This is a genomic window from Alteromonas sp. V450 (genome assembly GCF_001885075.1).
Taxonomy (GTDB): Bacteria; Pseudomonadota; Gammaproteobacteria; order Enterobacterales; family Alteromonadaceae; genus Alteromonas.
On record NZ_MODU01000004.1, the window covers coordinates 1,602,091 to 1,619,750 of the forward strand.

16 protein-coding genes are annotated in these 17,660 nt (G+C 42.9%); 4 read left to right on the forward strand and 12 right to left on the reverse strand.

Annotated features, from left to right (window positions below):
• Positions 1-16 precede the first annotated feature (16 nt).
• From BK026_RS06995 to fabB, 3 genes are all read right to left on the reverse strand, one after another.
• Positions 17-415 carry an AraC family transcriptional regulator gene (locus BK026_RS06995; protein WP_071815203.1) on the reverse strand — a complete coding sequence of 133 codons (399 nt, stop codon included), beginning with the start codon at positions 413-415 and terminating at the stop codon, positions 17-19.
• Positions 416-868: 453 nt separating this feature from the next.
• Positions 869-2,059, reverse strand: a complete 1,191-nt coding sequence (locus BK026_RS07000; RefSeq protein ID WP_071815204.1) for a hypothetical protein — start codon at positions 2,057-2,059, stop codon at positions 869-871.
• Positions 2,060-2,400: 341 nt separating this feature from the next.
• A complete protein-coding gene (fabB, locus tag BK026_RS07005; protein WP_071815205.1) occupies positions 2,401-3,615 on the reverse strand; it encodes a beta-ketoacyl-ACP synthase I in 1,215 nt (404 codons plus the stop codon).
• Between the two features lie 369 nt (positions 3,616-3,984).
• On the opposite strand from fabB, the gene BK026_RS07010 reads away from it, so the two are divergent.
• The gene (locus BK026_RS07010; RefSeq protein WP_071815206.1) at positions 3,985-5,259 is read left to right on the forward strand and encodes a galactose oxidase; all 1,275 of its coding nucleotides are present in this window, start codon (positions 3,985-3,987) and stop codon (positions 5,257-5,259) included.
• Positions 5,260-5,262: 3 nt separating this feature from the next.
• Positions 5,263-7,326: a bifunctional tRNA (5-methylaminomethyl-2-thiouridine)(34)-methyltransferase MnmD/FAD-dependent 5-carboxymethylaminomethyl-2-thiouridine(34) oxidoreductase MnmC gene (gene mnmC, locus BK026_RS07015; RefSeq protein WP_071815207.1), complete on the forward strand. Its 2,064-nt coding sequence runs from the start codon at positions 5,263-5,265 to the stop codon at positions 7,324-7,326.
• 41 nt (positions 7,327-7,367) lie between these two features.
• Here mnmC and BK026_RS07020 read toward each other — a convergent pair whose 3' ends face one another.
• The 5 genes from BK026_RS07020 to BK026_RS07040 all read right to left on the reverse strand — a co-directional run bounded on the left by BK026_RS07020 (position 7,368) and on the right by BK026_RS07040 (position 11,010).
• Entirely contained in the window at positions 7,368-8,048 is a 681-nt protein-coding gene (locus tag BK026_RS07020; protein ID WP_071815208.1) for a FlgO family outer membrane protein, read from the reverse strand.
• Positions 8,049-8,054: 6 nt separating this feature from the next.
• Positions 8,055-8,819 (reverse strand): FlgO family outer membrane protein, encoded by a 765-nt coding sequence (locus BK026_RS07025; RefSeq protein ID WP_071815209.1) that lies wholly within the window; start codon positions 8,817-8,819, stop codon positions 8,055-8,057.
• Positions 8,820-8,823: 4 nt separating this feature from the next.
• Positions 8,824-9,489, reverse strand: coding sequence for a FlgO family outer membrane protein (locus BK026_RS07030; protein ID WP_071815210.1), 666 nt, complete (start codon positions 9,487-9,489; stop codon positions 8,824-8,826).
• A 721-nt stretch (positions 9,490-10,210) separates the two neighbouring features.
• Positions 10,211-10,666, reverse strand: a complete 456-nt coding sequence (locus BK026_RS07035; RefSeq protein ID WP_071815211.1) for a hypothetical protein — start codon at positions 10,664-10,666, stop codon at positions 10,211-10,213.
• Between the two features lie 77 nt (positions 10,667-10,743).
• A complete protein-coding gene (locus BK026_RS07040) occupies positions 10,744-11,010 on the reverse strand; it encodes a hypothetical protein (RefSeq protein ID WP_143142096.1) in 267 nt (88 codons plus the stop codon).
• 393 nt (positions 11,011-11,403) lie between these two features.
• On the opposite strand from BK026_RS07040, the gene BK026_RS07045 reads away from it, so the two are divergent.
• A complete protein-coding gene (locus tag BK026_RS07045; protein WP_071815213.1) occupies positions 11,404-12,633 on the forward strand; it encodes a serine hydrolase in 1,230 nt (409 codons plus the stop codon).
• A gap of 252 nt (positions 12,634-12,885) precedes the next feature.
• Complete coding sequence (locus tag BK026_RS07050) at positions 12,886-13,482, forward strand: hypothetical protein (protein WP_071815214.1); 597 nt, start codon at positions 12,886-12,888, stop codon at positions 13,480-13,482.
• Positions 13,483-13,622: 140 nt separating this feature from the next.
• On the opposite strand, the gene BK026_RS07055 is transcribed toward BK026_RS07050, so the two are convergent.
• From BK026_RS07055 to BK026_RS07070, 4 genes are all read right to left on the reverse strand, one after another.
• Positions 13,623-14,687 carry a D-Ala-D-Ala carboxypeptidase family metallohydrolase gene (locus BK026_RS07055; protein ID WP_071815215.1) on the reverse strand — a complete coding sequence of 355 codons (1,065 nt, stop codon included), beginning with the start codon at positions 14,685-14,687 and terminating at the stop codon, positions 13,623-13,625.
• An 18-nt stretch (positions 14,688-14,705) separates the two neighbouring features.
• Positions 14,706-16,094 (reverse strand): murein L,D-transpeptidase, encoded by a 1,389-nt coding sequence (locus BK026_RS07060; protein ID WP_071815216.1) that lies wholly within the window; start codon positions 16,092-16,094, stop codon positions 14,706-14,708.
• A gap of 316 nt (positions 16,095-16,410) precedes the next feature.
• Positions 16,411-16,905 carry a GNAT family N-acetyltransferase gene (locus BK026_RS07065; RefSeq protein WP_071815217.1) on the reverse strand — a complete coding sequence of 165 codons (495 nt, stop codon included), beginning with the start codon at positions 16,903-16,905 and terminating at the stop codon, positions 16,411-16,413.
• Positions 16,905-17,636 carry an SDR family oxidoreductase gene (locus BK026_RS07070; RefSeq protein ID WP_071815218.1) on the reverse strand — a complete coding sequence of 244 codons (732 nt, stop codon included), beginning with the start codon at positions 17,634-17,636 and terminating at the stop codon, positions 16,905-16,907. Before BK026_RS07070 ends, BK026_RS07065 begins: the two co-directional genes overlap by 1 nt.
• Positions 17,637-17,660: the final 24 nt, after the last annotated feature.

Consider the following 17,660-nt stretch of genomic DNA (forward strand, 5'->3'; position numbering starts at 1 on the left):
GCCCTGTTAATTACATTTAGTTCGGTCGGACTAGGCCAGCACTAAACAAAGAATTCGCGAAATTTGATGGGGTTTTATGAGCATGACGCTTAAACAAAGCTGAAAACGTTTTGTGTTCAGTAAAAGCAAGCTGGTGAGCAACATCAGAAGATTTGAAGCCACTTTTAAGTAGTAATTTTGCTTTCTCTACGCGATAGATAGCCAAAAACTCTCGCGCTGAAACGCCAGAAAATTCTTGGCACCAGCGCCTGAGCGTATTGGTTGAAACATCAAGCTTCTCAGCGATTTCTGAAACCTGTATGTCCTTTTTTTCTAGCTCCGGCAAACGACTGTGGTAGTCAATAAGCCCTTCAATAATAAGGTTAAGCTGCAATTCAAAGTCTTGCGCTGTACTAAAGCGTTTTGACTTGGCCATAGAAAATACACTGTTATTAAATGAATACTCTCTATTGTTGGCATGTAGCAAATCTTAACTACCCAGAAAATGGCGTTTATTTTTCCAATAAAAAATTTTTTATTCGATATAGAAAAGCATTGATTTCTCGGTCTGATGTTTTAATAGAAGAAAAATTCAGCGGCACGGATGAATGATCAAACATCGATTTTGGATAACGCTATGACTTAGCGCTTTAACGCGCTTGAATTTGGTTTGCCCGCGTTCTTCTGTGAGAACGTCCTTGAGAAATAACATATAAAAGTGAAAATGAGAGAGATTGTGGCGCTCTGCTACACCCATATCGGCTGCGATACGTCTAAAGACGCCTAGCCGTGCTATGGGCACATGCCAACCAGGACAAAGGTATCGGTTTTAGCGAGTCTGTTGGAAAAAAACGCGCATTATTTATCGCTTAAAGATATGCACGGTATCTTAATGATTGAGGTTGTTTTTAGCATTCGCTAGCAATAAATTTATTTCTTCTTGAACTTTTGGTAAGTACGTATCAAAAAAATGTTCGCTTGCCAGTTTGCGTTCAACACAACTATTTTTCAGTAAATAACTTTCTTTCCAATGTGCTGGGATAAGTGATGTGTTTGCTTGATTGTTATAGCTAGAGTAAAGAAAATATAGTTCTTCGTTGTACATATCTTCAAGTTCTCGACCCTCATCTATATCCGAAAGCGAAGAACGATTCTCATTTAATCTTAGTTGATTAATTATATCGTACCGCTGTGCAGCTCTAGTCTTTATCTTTTCTATTTCGTTCGGGTCGATTTCAGAGATAAACTCAAAACCTTTTCTAGGCCTACCGCTTTCGTCAGTTATCGTGAGCAGAAACCCCCTAAACGCAGATGTACTTTTGCGCAATAAACCATACTCAACCATTTCCAGAGCATTTAAAAAATTTTTCTGCTTAAATTCTATGTCATCGTAAACGCTTGCTAACGCAAGGAAAGAACCCACAACACTAACTAAGCCGCGACCAACATCGCCAAGTATTATTAATCTTTCAGATGCCCAATGCTGGGTTTCCCGAGAACTGTCACGTCTCAATATTTCAGCTAATGCCGAAACATCATCTTTCTTCGCCAACTGCATAAGTTCTTCAGCATTCATCTCTGAATAGATATAACTTGTCCCAGAGCCGTCTAATACATCACTAGGAACATCTATCCCTCTAAAAATATTGTGCTCATCGTTTGGTGTGCTATACGTAAATGTATCTCTCCGGCCCTTAAACTCACGCTGTTGCATCATTGCATACTGATATTCTTCTTTGCGCAAATCTACGTGAGCATCACACCATTCGTCCTCATAAGATAAGCTCTGATATTCAGAGTGACCAGTAATCGCAACTATATCCATGTATTTATTAAGCGTTTTTTCTGCCAGAGACTTAATTTGTTTTTCCAATGCCTGTGATGGTACTGCGGTAATTTCGGCTTCAATGCTTTTAAATAATGCATCTCGAAAAGTTGGCTGAGCTTCCGAACTACTCAACGGCTTTTCATTTAACATTTCCTCATCGGAATCTCTTTCTTCGAACGCGTTTACGTTCAAAAATACAATGGCACTGATGCCGATAATAAACGATAGAATATAAATTTTGTTTCTGCCCATGATGCTGTCCTAAAACGCTCCCTGCATATTTTTCCCTAATCACCAAACACAAGCTTTCGCAATCATGTCAGGTTTAAGCCCTGCAGACAAACAACCATCCCATATCTAGAAATCAAAAGAAACATTAGATTGCATTGAATCTAGATATGATGCATCTGAGGTTTCGCAAAACCGTCGATTACAATTACGTAACTAGTCGCTTTTAACATGCAAATTTAATTGAAAAATAGCAATAAAAAAGGGCGTAAACACAAACACCCACGGTGCTCAGTTTTACGCCCTTTTGTTTTTTAAAGCTTCTTACAGAAGCAAAAAAAGCTTACCGGTTTAAGCGGTTTGAATTAACCGTTGTAACGCTGCATAACAAGCGTTGCGTTAGTACCGCCAAAGCCAAAGCTGTTTGACATAATAGTATTCAACGTTGCTTCACGTGCTTCGGTAACAATATCTAGCCCTTTTGCCGCGTCGTCCAGCGTGTCGATATTAATTGATGGCGCAATAAAGTTATTCTCCATCATCAACAAGCTGTAAATAGCTTCGTTAACACCTGCTGCACCCAATGCGTGACCGGTTAGCGACTTGGTTGCACTAATTGGCACACCTGCTTGACCAAACACTTCTTGAATAGCGGCAAGTTCTTTCACGTCACCTACTGGCGTTGATGTGCCGTGGGTATTCAAGTAATCGATGGGTGCATCGATATTTTGCATTGCCATTTTCATACAGCGAATTGCGCCTTCACCCGACGGTGCAACCATGTCAAAACCGTCTGAAGTAGCGCCGTAACCTACAACTTCACCGTAGATCTTTGCGCCGCGTGCAAGCGCGTGCTCAAGTTCTTCAACAACAACCATACCGCCGCCGCCAGAACTTACAAAGCCGTCGCGTGCTGCGTCATAAGTACGTGATGCCACAGCTGGATTGTCGTTATATTTAGAGCTTAGTGCGCCCATAGCGTCAAACTGGCTTGATAGTGACCAATGTAGCTCTTCACCGCCACCGGCGAATACTACGTCTTGCTTACCAAGTTGAATAAGCTCTAGCGCATTGCCAATACAGTGAGCACTGGTTGCACAGGCAGAAGCAATTGAATAGTTCACGCCGCGAATTTTAAACGGTGTAGCTAAGCAAGCCGATACCGTAGACGCCATACAGCGAGGTACCATGTATGGTCCCACACGCTTAACGCCCTTTTCGCGAAGAATGTCTGCAGAAAGCACTTGGTTTTCAGAAGACGCGCCACCTGAGCCAGCAATAATTCCTGTGCGCTCGTTTGAAATGTCGCTTTCTTCTAAACCAGAGTCTGCAATGGCTTGCTGCATCGCTACGTATGCGTAGCCTGCCGCATCGCCCATAAAACGCATGGCTTTACGGTCGATGTGCTCTTTTAAATCGATGTCGATGTTGCCCCAAACCTGGCTGCGAAGGCCCATTTCGGCGAACTGTTCTGAAAATGTAATTCCAGACTTACCCGCTTTAAGTGAAGCAAGTACGTCTTCTTTATTTACGCCGATGCTTGATACAATACCAAGACCGGTGATAACTGCTCTTCTCATAGTTTACCCTTTGCGTTGTTGCGGCTTATGGTAACGATTTTGAATGGTAAAGTGGTCTGCTCTGCCGATTGCCCCACAGGAATTAGTTAAACGTCAGCGTTGCAGCAACTGCCTTAGTACCGGGCTTATGTTTACAAACAGGAGGTTTCCCAGTTCCTTTCTTTTATCATTTTTACCGTCTGCGGCTACTTATTTTTTATTCTAATAAGTCCAATGTACCACGAATGCACAGGGTCATGACCAGCGTTAATTTATACCTTCACAAAACATTCAAATTGGCCTTAACATAAACTTTTGCGGAAAAACAAAAAGGCGACAGGTAGAATACGCGGCCAAACGTTCGAAATTTAGATAAAACTGAAGACTGCTGTGTTATTAAAAAAGCCAAGAACCATTGCTCTACGCATTTTCCAAAGTGCGGTACCGCGACTTTCTTTTGTGGTGGCTGCCTTTATCATTGCTTGTACAGCGACTGTCGCAGCAACGGCTGCGCCTGTTAGCCTTCCCGCACTTCCAGAGCCAGTTTCAAACAATGCGGTAGCGTCTATAACCATAAACGACACGCAATATGTAGTTAGTTTCATGGGACTGAGCAAAGGCAAAACCTATAAAGACGTGCATAATCGTGCTTGGCAGCTTGTTATCAACAACAAAGATAAACCTTTGCAGTGGCAAGCCCTTCCCCCAGTTCCATCCAGCCTTGCGCTGAAAGGCCGTTTAGCCTCAGTAGCAGTGGGCGTTGATGACAGCATTTATATTTTTGGCGGTTACACGGTTGATGAAGACCATAATGAAATTAGTACGCCAGATGTTTATAAATACGCTCCTGTAACTGGGCAATATACGCTATTGGCGCCTATGCCCGTCCCTGTTGATGATGCAACTGCGTTGGTCTATCAAGACCGCTACGTATACTTAGTTTCAGGCTGGCACAACGATGGCAACGTAAATCTTGTACAGGTTTATGATACGCAAACTAAAAAATGGCAACAGGCTAGCCCATTCTTAGGGAAACCGGTATTCGGTCAAGCTGGCGGTATCGTCGATAATATTATGATAATTTGTGACGGCGTTTCTGTAACACCGCACAGTGATAAACGCCGTAGCTTTGCTGCAGAAACGGCCTGCTTTAAAGGCGTAATTGATAAGCAAAACCCTTTTAAGATTGATTGGCGTACACTTGACCATCCAACAGGTACTGCGCGCTATCGCATGGCCGCTGCTGGCGATGAAGCCACTAACAAAATTCATTTTGTGGGCGGTTCAACAAATCCGTATAACTACAATGGTATTGGTTATAACGGTGAGCCTTCAACTGCTGATGAAGCCATATGGACCTTTGATTTAGCCGAAGGCACTTGGGTTATCTCGAAAACAGAAGCTGAAGCGCCTACGATGGATCATCGCGGATTAATTAACGTTAACGGTTCTTGGGTTACCGTAGGCGGTATGCTTGGCACACAGCGCGTGACGAGTAAAGTTACCTCGCACTTTTCAACACTCACAGAAATGTCTTGTTCATCAACACAGCGAAATCCCCCTGACTTTGCAGAGCAAGCATCGAATGGGCAAGGTGTTGAAGTAGTAAACACTGCCCTCAATTTAGGGTGCCAACACCAGAACGGCAAAAAAGGAGAAAAATAAACAGTGAAATCTAAGCATGCACAGGTTCATTTTAATGAGAGCGGTACGCCTGTCGCCGACCATTTTGACGACGTTTATTTTTCTAACGACAGCGGAATTGACGAAACCCAACACGTTTTTATTGCAGGCAACGACCTTCTTGAGCGCTGGCAACAGTGGCACACCCCTACTTTTGTCATCGCTGAAACAGGTTTTGGAACTGGGCTAAATTTCTTGGTTGCCATGCGCGCCTTCAACGAATTTAAAGCCGCGAACCCTGACCACCCGCTAAAACGCTTGTATTTTATCACTACGGAAAAGTTTCCTCTGCCTCAACAGGATATGCAGCGTGCGCTAGAAGCATTTCCTGCCCTTAAAGAAGAGGCGGATGCACTCGCTTCACTTTATCCTATGGGCCTTGAAGGCTGCCATCGCCTAAACTTTGATAGCCACTCAACCACGCTCGACTTGTGGATTGGTGATGTTCACGAGCTCTTACCTCAGTGGCATTCCCCTGTAAGTGGACTAGTCGATGCCTGGTTTTTAGATGGCTTTGCACCTAGCAAAAACCCCGATATGTGGACCGATGCTTTATTTAGTCAAATGGCTCGCTTGTCAAAAACAGGTACAACCTTTGGCACATTTACCGCTGCAGGCATCGTTAAACGAGGGCTTGCAGGTGTGGGTTTTACCATAAAAAAACGTAATGGTTTTGGCCGAAAGCGCGACATGCTGACAGGCGTTTTTGACCAAGACAATGAGAATGTGCAGCATAAACTTCGCCTACCCGCTGGCCCCTATTACAGGTACGCTGACGACAGTTTAGATAAAACAAGTAAAGTTGTAGTAGTAGGCTCTGGCCTTGCAGCAGCTACAGCATGCCTGGCGTTAGTAAAGCGCGGCATTAGCACCACGTTATATTTTGATGGTGATTTACTTGCAAGCGGCGCATCTGGCAACCCACAAGGCGGCTTTTATCCACAGCTTCATAGCGAAGCAAGTATTGCCAGCCGCATTCAGGCGCACAGCTTTTTGTATGCTAGACAAGCATACAACCACGTTATTGCACATGCACAAGCTAATGGCCTAACCAACGTTGCCCACGATTTCTGTGGTGTTATTCAGTTAAGCTTTAACGAAAAAGTAGCAGAGCGGCAAAGTAAACTAGCAGCAGCCGACGTATGGCCTGAGGCGTTGATTAAGCCCGTGAACAGCAAAGAAGTGAGCGATATTGCTAACCTGCCCCTTCCCTATTCAGGGTTATACATTGGCTTGGGCGGATGGCTTTCTCCACCTCAGTTAGTAAACGCAATAATTGAACAAGCATTGCAAAGCGGCAAACTCGAATTGAAACCCAATCATACTTATGTCTCTCATGAGGCAATTGAGACAACAAAGCAGCGGGTTCAGATTCGTTTTGACTTAGGTAGCGCTGAGAATGAAGAAGTTATTACGGCCGATCACCTTATCCTTGCCCTTGGTGCAGGTGCGGTAAACGCTAGCGATTTTGACAGCCTCTCCCTTCGCCCTGTTCGCGGTCAGGTTGAAGCTGTACCAACCCAAATGCCAATAAAACAGCTTAACACTGTATTGTGCCACAAAGGGTACATGACTCCGGCATTTGAAGGTAGGCATGCTTTAGGGTCAACCTACGTTAAAAACGACTTATGTACCGATGTGCGAGGCGATGAAACCGCAATGAATCTCGCCACACACGAACAGGCGCTGGCGAACACCGACATAGTGCAGGCTTTACAGCACGACGGTAACGCCAGAGCAGCAACGCGCTTAGGTTCGCCCGACCACCAGCCTGTTGTTGGCGCGCTACATAACTTTCATTTAATGAAAGAGCACTACACTGTACTAGGTGTGGGCAAGCCGTTGACGAGCGCACCGGTGTTGCCAAGCAGCGTAGTTTCTACTTTAACCTGCTTGGGCTCACGAGGGTTAACCACAGCGCCGTTAATGGCAGAGGTGTTGGTGGGCAGTTTATGCAAAGAGCCGTTGCCTTTAAGTAATGATTTGCTCAATGCAGTCAACACAAGCCGCTTTATGACTCGCGAAGCGATAAGGGGTCAAACCGTATAAAGCCTGACACCGATACCGTGCATAAAGTGCCCCTATGATGGCTAGTTAACGCTAGCCATCTTGTTTAGATCCATAACAACGAAAGCAGGGATGAAGACAGCAGCACTTGCAACTACTTGCTTGTTTTTTAGCGATACAATGCGCGCATTCACCCTTACGCCACGCTCGCCTTCAATAATCGTTCCCGTAACTACGTGATCCATTTCTACTTGTTTAGCTAAAGCCTCGCCACTGCGCGTTAACACAAAATCCCCTACTGGGGTTACCGTGATGCCGCCCATCAGTTTGAAGTCTACAATTGCAAGGCCAAAATCTTGCAGTTCGGTGATAAGGTATTCAGAGAGTTGATTTCCCAACACGGTGCTCTCACCGAGCGATTGATTTAGCCTCACAAAGCTCGCGACTCCAACCATGTCTTGCTGGGATAGTCGAGTCGCGTTTTCCATAAGCCCCATAGCCAATTGAGACGCATAATCGTTTAAGCGTTTATGTGTTTGGGCGGGTGAAAAACCATAGTGAAGCGGGTCTCTGTAGCCAGGATCTACATCGACTATTTGACTTGCTGCCCTGTCTCTTGAATCAGGCCGATATACAAGACCAGAAGGATTTACTGGCTCTACATATTCAGCGTTGTCAGAAAAGCTAGCGCACCCGCCTAATGCCGCAATTGTTGAAATCAACAAACACGGGAGTACGTTTTTAAACACGTTAGTAATCAACATAATGCCCTACCCTCGGCTGAGACGAACGCCATCGCGCATATCACCACTGTGGCTGCCATCGCTTGGAATAAGTGCATCTACTACATAAAAAGGAACTAACATCTGCGCAGTCGCGACCACTGCACGAGATTCAACGCCAAGTATGCGCGCATTAACCAAAACGCCACCTTGATGCTTTGTCATTGTGCCGGTTAACACATATTCGATAGGTAAACTGCTGCTTAGCTCCAAATAGTCTCGGCTGAGCACAAAATCGCCCTCTTCGGTGATCCTGATGTATTCTGTCGCTTTAAAGTCTATTACAGGTACACGAAACTTATGTAACTCATGAACAAACGATTCAGCCATTTGCCTGCCTAACAAGTCCGTTTTTTTCAAGTCAGTATCTAGCAATGCAAAGTGAGTGATCCCAATAGGCGTTTTGTCGTTAACGTATTCCATATTAGAGATAAGATCTTGCGTCATGTTTTTTACATAATCGCCAATATGCTTAGTTAGCGGTCGCCCTTTGTAAGCGCCCTGAACACTGGAATACATCGGAGGCTGACCCATTGCGCCGTATGCATCTGCTTGTTCGTTTTGGCTCTCTTTACTGCTGTTGCTAGTATAATTCGAATCACGATCGGCTGCGGTAACATCAATAACATTCATCGCAGGACGCTCAACAACGCTCTCTGTGACTTCTTCGTCATTTACCATCATCGAACACCCAGTCATCGTCAACAATGAGGCACTAAATGTAAGCGCCATTTGCAAATTACGTGTTTTCATGGAGTTACCTCATACCTTCTGTTCTATATAGCTTGCCGTTTCTGGTTGTTACTCGTTCTTCTTGCCAAAACAATTCGGCCGGAAAAAAGCGTGTTGCCGCGGCAACCACGTCTTTTGTTCTCGAATCTATAACGCGAGCATTAACGATTGCGCCCGCTTCTTGATAAAGCAGTGTACCTGTAATGTAAAAATCGACCCGTTCCACATCTGAGAGCTGCTCTAGGTTACGAGTCAACACTCTGTCACTCTCATCATCCACAATAATGTTATTCGAGAGCTTGAATTCTCGAGTAGAAAAACCTCTTTTTGTAGCTTCTGTAATCATGCCTTGCTCTAGTTGATGGCCGAGAAGCATTAAAGGATGTTGATGTTCTGCGTCATAACGCAAAGTATCTACCGGTACAAAACCGGCCACTGCGTACCTTGATTGACGTGCTGGGCGAACACCGGCAAACAACTCATTAGCGAGCATATATGTATGGTATTCAACATTGCCTAACGCCGCCACGTTGTCTACGTCAAACTGAGTTGATTGACTTTGCGCTTCATCAGATGAAGAGCACCCCGCCAGTAATCCAACAGTTAGCATGGTATACGCTAAGGTCTTCATTATCCGGCGACTATTTTCTGACAGTAAAGCGTGAGTGCTATGTTTTGTCATACTTTTCATTACACATATCCAGTGAAAAACGTCAAATTTCTATCGGAAAGCCGCATCAACCACCCTAAATACAATGTACTGGTTGTACGCGGACCGACGTCTGAACTGCTCACTGCAATATTCACACCAAACGATTACCACAAGCTAAATATTGAAAGCGATTGCGTAAAAATCTCGCTAAATAACGCTAATAGCGTGTGCGGGTAAACACCCCTTCGGTTGATAGTTACTGATATTAAGCGGAGGCGAGTTGCCACCCTACTGACAGGATGCTGCCGATAACACTAGAAAAGTAGCACTTTAGGTTAAATTTGCCATAAGGCCCTTGCGCTAGTCTTTGGTTGTCTTATTGGTACGTCATTTTTTATTCAAAGGTTACTCGTTTTCTACATCGTTTTTGTGAATACAACTTACACAGCGAAAAAATGAGAAAAAACGGAATGATGTCTCCATCAAAAACAAGCGCGAATTTAGACGTCTGAACAAAGTTAATGGCGTTGACGTAAACGATGTACAACCCGAAAGAAAATGTGAACTCAGACAAAAAATCAGTAAAAGAAATATTCATGTTAACCTCAAAAAATAAGAAAGCGGAAACACCGGTTGTATCAAAAATACCATTTCTCCCACAGCGTTTACATACGGACCTTGGTACAGAATTTATTGCGGAGAATGTTTAAAAAGAAGCAGCTGTGAAGAGCTCGTACATTTGGAAAGTAGCTTTAGTTCGCTAATTATCGATTGTTTCAGGGGGAGGAGTGACAACAGGAGGCGTAATTAATGTCCGTCTAATGGCAATAGTTACCCAACCACCAATGTATATTTGATCGTATTCGGTTCTGACGTTGCCACGTTCTTGTACAACGGTCCTGGTATCACCGTCTTCAGGCATATCGGGCAAGGGCAAAGAGTTTATAGAATTATCGCGCGACAGACTGCAGCGCTCTATCTCGTAAATCACTTGAACTGGAAGAGTCCGGTCCAAGTGACTTAGAGCTGTTGTTTCCATTGTAGTATCGAATTCTACAGAATCGTAAATTTCTGAATCTTTCGATATAAACTCATAACTTACAAGTGAGCAATACTTATCTTTACTGTTGGAAACCTTTACCTCACTTTTCGCTGTCGTACTTACAACCAATAACAGTACAAAAACAAATGCTAATACTCCGTCAACTATCTTCATGTTTTTTCCTTATTTACTGTTTTACAAACCTAAACCATTTAGGTTAAAAACAGTTACCCCTTTTTTTTAAAAGTCAATTAAAAACGAGCTAGAACGGTCCTATCCTTGATTACACGATTTGGATGATCGTACACAATTTCATTATTTCCGTTCACGAGCCCAACTGCATTTTGCGACCAATATTTTGCCACTTTAAATTTTGGGCCATCCTTAACTTCCCATAGAAAGTGAATAGGCTCACGAAGGGCTTTCGAATAAGCGGCTGAAGGCATCCCCATATCTCTAACTTTCTTACAATAATTTACAGCTTCAAGGATTAAATTTAGTCTTTGAATCTCTTCCATAATCATTCACTTGCATGACAGCTTATTACTGAGGCTTCATAGTAATACCCGTTTCCCCATGAAAAACCATTATCTCTGTTTTCATAGGAAGAGTGTTAGCCGTCTAGTTTACGTACAAACATTCCCTTAGTATGCGTGTTCGTGACCGCCAGATTTTGGCACTCATCGGCAGCCGGGAACAGAAACCCTTGGATATTAACGCGTTTAAACCAGCTGATAGCGGGAGCGGATATTGGATATTTTCTACTCGCATGTCCGCTTCAAACAATACGCGGACACTCTCTTGGACCAAATTTGCTATTTCTTTCATTGGGTTGGCGACCGAATAGTTTACAGATATTGGTAATCGCGTATTATTTTGATGGGACAAAAAGAGAGTAATAGGGAATGTTTATGAGAAAATTAGTAATGTCGTTAACGATATTCTTTTTTGCTTTTGTCTGCGCATTTGCATTACTGCTCTCCATACAATATTCACCAACGTATGTTTTTCGTTTAGTAACAATGCATGTTGCAGATATTAACGATTATCAATTCTTCCCTAAGCGTTCGATTGAAGAGAGTAGTTCACCATCAAAATTCCAATCGAAATCCCGAGAGCAATATATTGAGTCGCTATTTGACAGACGACTAGAAGTATCTGGTTTTGATTCTTTCGACGACTGGGTTCTGAAGTCTCAAACTACGTCTCTTATCGTCATTCGTAACGACGAAATTCTCTACGAGAAATACTTTAATGGTTTTTCAAGGGAATCCTATTTTCACTCTCAATCAATGGCTAAGTCATTTATATCGTTTTTAATTGGGGTAGCGATTGATGAAGGCGTTATCGAAAGTGTTGATGACTCAATTGTAAAATACATACCGATTTTGGCTGAGCGAGACATTAGGTTTAATAGCATCACTATTCGCCATTTATTGGAAATGAGATCAGGATTGAAATATACGACTCACTATATACCTTTTACCAATATTCATTCACCTTGGCACGACGAGGCTATTGGATATTATCACAATCATATGCGAGATAGGCTGCTCAACGATATCGAAGTTGAAAATGCCCCCGGAGAGCTTTTCGAATACAACAATTACAATACAAGTTTTCTAGGAATGATTATTGAAAATGCTACGGGTAAAACCGTTTCTAATTACCTGGAAGAAAAATTATGGCAGCAAATCATGGAATACGATGCATTTTTCTCACTAGACAGCAGGGAGTCTGGTTTTGAATACATGCCGAGCCGATTGATAGCTAGAGCTATTGATTACGCGAGGTTTGGTATGTTGTATCTTAATAACGGCGAGTTGCAGAGAAAGCAGTTAGTATCAGCATCGTGGGTAAAGCAAAGCCTTTCTGAAATTTCTAGCTCTTCGCCGGACATCTATCCAGACTGGTTCAATAGCAATAAGTGTGAGAGAACATATTACAGTTTTCATTGGTGGGGCCATGTTAATTGCGATGGCACAAAGCAGTTTTTTGCAACTGGTAATCTTGGTCAAAATATCTACGTCATACCAGACTTGCAAATAGTAATAGTTCATACGGGAAATTCGTTAAAATATTACGGTGATCAGGATATGTGGCACATTGCTAAACTGTTAAGAAAAGATCTAATTAAGTGAAACAAAGATAACTGGAATGGCTAAGCATTCCTGTTCAGAGGTGGGTATCTGTTCTTTCTGCCGTTTAATTTCAAATATTCTAATCAGACAGATCAAGTTGAGACTGATTCACCTTAGTGAACAAAATACTTTTTCTCTCAAGATTTGTACGACAAACCTTATGATATAGAGAGTTTGTCACTAATGTTTTCCCTTGTAGAACGATATCTGACCAGCTAATATCAAATTTCATTTATTACAAAAGGATAGGTTATGTTGCGTACTTTATTCGCTTTGCCGTTGCTCTGTATAACGCCATTCTCGACGTTAGCAAGCACGACTACTCCCCCTAACTCTCTCTATGTTCTGCAACTTGCAAGCAATTTAGGCTGCGAATCTCTTGAAATTGAATTATTGCCTGAGTCTGGCGAAAAAGCTTATGCATTAACCTATAACACAAGTGCTTATGCCGCCGTAGAGCTAAAGCCTGGAAATTATCAGTTTGGTAAAGTCAGCTGTGAAACAGACGGAACAAAACAGGTGTTGAATATTCTTGAAGGACAACTACCTCCATTAAACCTTGCTGAAGAAAAGATTTACTTTGGAGGGAAGCTCATCTTTAAGCAAAGTTCTGCGCTCGCGCTAAACGACGCACCAGATGTTTTAGATAACTGCCCTCGTCACACAAGTCGAGCACGCGGCACACCGAATAATTCTTGTCGCGACGGAAACGGCATCAGTACGGGCCCGAAGAAAATTAAAAAAGTTGATGTTTTTGCCCCAATCGTTGAAGAAAAAGACATTTCGATAGTGAGAAACGCTTTTAACGTAACTGAATCTGAAATAGCGTATTTACCGCTACAACAATAATGACCAGCTAAAAAGCGTGCTTATGCCTAAGGTGCTGTATTGACACCTTTGGCATGCTTGATGCCAAGCCGAAGTTCAAACAAAGTACATAAACCGTAACTGTGCGACTGACATCGTAAGTCGCAATTAGCTTCCTCGTTTTAAGGTTTTCTCCATCGCGCTTTGATCCCACGGGTATCAATATGGATAAACGGCCCTCGATGTGGTTTTGGTCCGTACACACCAAGACCACCAATTAAGCCCTTATATTCACTGCGTTTGTTAAGCTCGCCAATCATGGCCGCCATAACGTCTGCATCTTTAATATTTATCTTTCCGTCTTGGTTTAAGTCGTCCATTCTGTAGTTACCGTCATTATCTACAAAAATGTCGGCAGCATCGCCATAGACATGTCGGCTAAATTTAACGTTGCCGATAGCTTTATTGTATTGCGGAGTTCTGTAGCCGCTCATGATCACCATATTTGAAACATTAATGTTGTTTATGTTCATTTCCCTTCTTAGCATTTCCAGCTTCAAAAGCAGAGACGGACGAAGATACACGAACTTTGGATAACCAGAACGCTGTTTACTGGTAAATTCCTTTAGTTTGAAATGAGGTGACAACAATAGCTCTCGGTTCTTTTGAGTTACTTCAATAAAACCTTCAGGCTCTACGTAAACATCTTTATTTTTAATTTCACTCTCATCTGGGTAGGGCCCGATATGGTAATATTTTAGGCGTCCGCCTTGGACTTCCTCTGCGGGTATCATTACAAACACATTCAAAATCAGATTAACGTGTCCGTCTTCACTTCTTATCTCTAAACGCTGCTCACCTGGTGAGTCTTTGGCCTGCCAATGCCATGTCATCGGCTCAATTTTTTCGATCTTCACGCCATCTTCAAACAGCTGATAGGTTTTATTCGGTTGCGGATAAATAATCTCAAGCTCGGTCACCTCATTAGGCAGCACGAATAACGAAAACACATTGTAGGGCACTACAATGTTATCGATTTTCAAACTAAATTCAGCGTCGTCTAGGTGATCTTTGTTTTCAACCACAACGGGCTCATGCGGGGCTGCTTGAGGCATTTCTTGATTAGCTTTCCCCATAGCCATATCAATGTTTTTTTCATCTGAACTAGGCATGGCCGGTACCGAAATCATGCTAAATATTGCCACTAGTAAAGCGCTCATTGTCATCATACCTTTTGTTACCTTCATTATTTGTTTGCTCTTTTATTATAAAGACGCGACCTGATTGAGCGCCTCGGCGTCACGTCTATCGCGTTGATAAATATCGTTTCTAAAGTTCACCTTTCCGTTCTCATCGGTCCATGCCGTCCAGTAGACCAAATGAATAGGAAGTGGCTCTTCAAGATGAAAGGTTTTCGACTGCTTTAATTCGCGGGCTGATATTACATTATCCATTAAGCTTGCTACGCCCTGCTCTTCTGCAATTAACTGTGCTAAAGAGAAAGGGTCTTGCAGTCTGATGCAGCCGTGAGACGCTGCGCGGTTGGTTTCGTCGAACCACTGTTGATAGGGCGTGTCATGCACGTACACCGCATGACGATTTGGAAAAAGATATTTAACCTTACCTAACGGATTTTTGTCGCTCGGTAGCTTTACAAGAAAATGGTCAAACTGATAAGGCTTAATGTTTTGCCAATCAATTGAACTGGGGTCGACTAGCTCATCATCGACAAAGCTATTTTTACGAATAACAATATTGTTTTCTTCTAGGTAGTCAGGGTTGTCTGCTACTTTCGGAGCAATTTCTTTTGTCGCTATTGAAAGAGGAATACGCCATTCTGGGTTAACTACGAATTTTTCAATATGATCGCTAAAAGAAGGGGTGGCCCAGCTCGGTTTACCGACTACCACATCTTTCGTGGCTTTTATCTCACCTCGACTAATATAACGAAGGCGATATTCAGGAATGTTTACCAACACGTAAGCATCGCTGTCTTTTTCTTCGAACATTTCTAAACGCGTAATATTTAGCGCTAGTTGCTTCGCTTTCTCGTTTGCGGTCACATTGAGGGCAGCAAGGGTTTTTCTTCCAACAATACCGTCTACCACAAGGCCATGACGTCGCTGAAAATCTTCCACTGCGGCTTCTACATCTTCATTGTAAACGCATGGCGCGGCACTACTCGACGTTAGTGCGTGCGTACAGTTTGTATTTAATGAGGTATATTCTTTGCCCAAACGGGAGACCAACGCAGTTATAGCTTGAGCTTCGTCTTCACCGAGGGTGAATGCTTCGTCAGTTTCAGGCTTTTTCAATGCGCCATGCTTAAGAAGCACGTCTTCGTTTAAGGCTTCCCAGCCCCCCTGTTGAGCAATAGAGTAATAAAAAGCATAGGCTCTTTTCATTTGCTCTAACTGGGTTTGCAAAACAGAAATAGTGCCATTCTCTTCTGACGCTTTTGCCGTTGAAGTGGAAACGGTCGAGGCAACACCTACCAAGGGTACCCAGAACGTAGCAGCAACAATAATGAGCTTTTTCGCCATGCTGAAAGCTCGCTTTCTATGCGCTGAGAAGCGACCAAAAGCGTGCACATGTAAACAATTACTCTGGTGCAACTGGGTAGTATGCTTAACGGTTCGATGTTCGGTCTCCATTTTTCCTTTCCTTGAAAATAAACACATAGTCAAGGTCGCAAAACGAGTGCCAAGGGAATATAGTCAGCGCAATCTATTGAAAAATATGATTTATTTGCATAATTGAGAGATAGAAAAACTTAGATAACAGAATTATTATGTGTAGGTAATTCAGTTTTTACGTAAGATTTTTACAGGAAAAGGTTAGAAAACAGCCGTAAATTTTACAAAAATAGACGTGTTTGGGAGAAATACACCAACACTCGTTCCTGCGATACCATCAATATGAAGTATGTATTTACCTATAAAAGCTTTCATCCGTGCTGTAACGCTTAACTTATCTCAACGTGGCAAAAATATGGCTATCGTAAAAATGTCCATTCTTGAAAATAGCGCGCCGTAATATGGCTTCTGGTTCAAAGCCAGCATCCAACAATAACTTCTGTGACGCTTTATTAGGCGAAAAAACACATGCAAAAATTCGTTCAATATTTGAATTTGAAAAAGTAATATCAAGGATTTGGCACAGCGCTTGGCGCATAATACCTTTTCGCCAATGAGAGGAACAAAGCCAGTACCCGACTTCTCCAGATCTTTCGTATTCAAAGTTACCAGGGTTGACACCAATACACCCTACTAACCTGCCCTCATATTCAATGGCTTTTATAAAGCCTTCAGTACTTCCCTGTTCTACCCACCACGTGGCATCTTCTTTTGTATAAGGGCAGGGAATTTTTGTCGATAAGTATTGGGTGACCGACGGTTGATTTAAAATTTCCACCAAACTGTCTACATCACTTATTTCGAAATTTCTCAGTGTTACCCTATGCATTATCTTCCACCAGCCACATCAACAAACGACCCAGTAACATAAGAGGCCTGCGATGATAAAAGCCAGACTATTGTCTGCGCCACCTCGTCAGCCGAGCCTCCTCTCTGCATGGGGATTTGTGGGCTCAACCGCTCTACTCTACTGGGTTCGCCGCCATCCGCGTGAATGTCTGTTTTAATAAAACCAGGTCTTACGCTGTTCACTCGAATATTTTGTGCAGCAAGTTCTAATGAAAGCCCTTTGGTAAATGAGTCCATCGCCCCTTTTGACGTCGCATAGTCTACATATTCAAAGGGAGCACCGGTACGAGAGGCAATAGAAGAAACATTGACGATTGCGCCTCCCGAAACGTTTTGCTTGGTAAAAGCCTTCGAACACAAGAACGCGCTTAGCACATTGGTGTTCAGTACTTTGGTAAAACGTGCCGCACTGACGTTAATTAACTCAGTTTTGGTAAATAAAACCCCCACATTGTTAACTAGATGTGTTATCTCACCCCATTGATTCCTTACATATTCGAACATGTTTATCACTTGCGCTTCGTCAGAAACATCGGCTTTATGAGCAAGTGCAATACCACCATTGTCAGCTATAGAGGCACACACGCTATCCGCTGCGTTTTTATCCGATAGATAATTTACGCAAACTTTATAATCGTTTCTTCCCAACAATCTAGCAGTCGCAGCGCCAATGCCGCGACTAGCTCCTGTGACAATAACTATCTTGCTCACTAATTTATTCCCTTAACCCAAGCA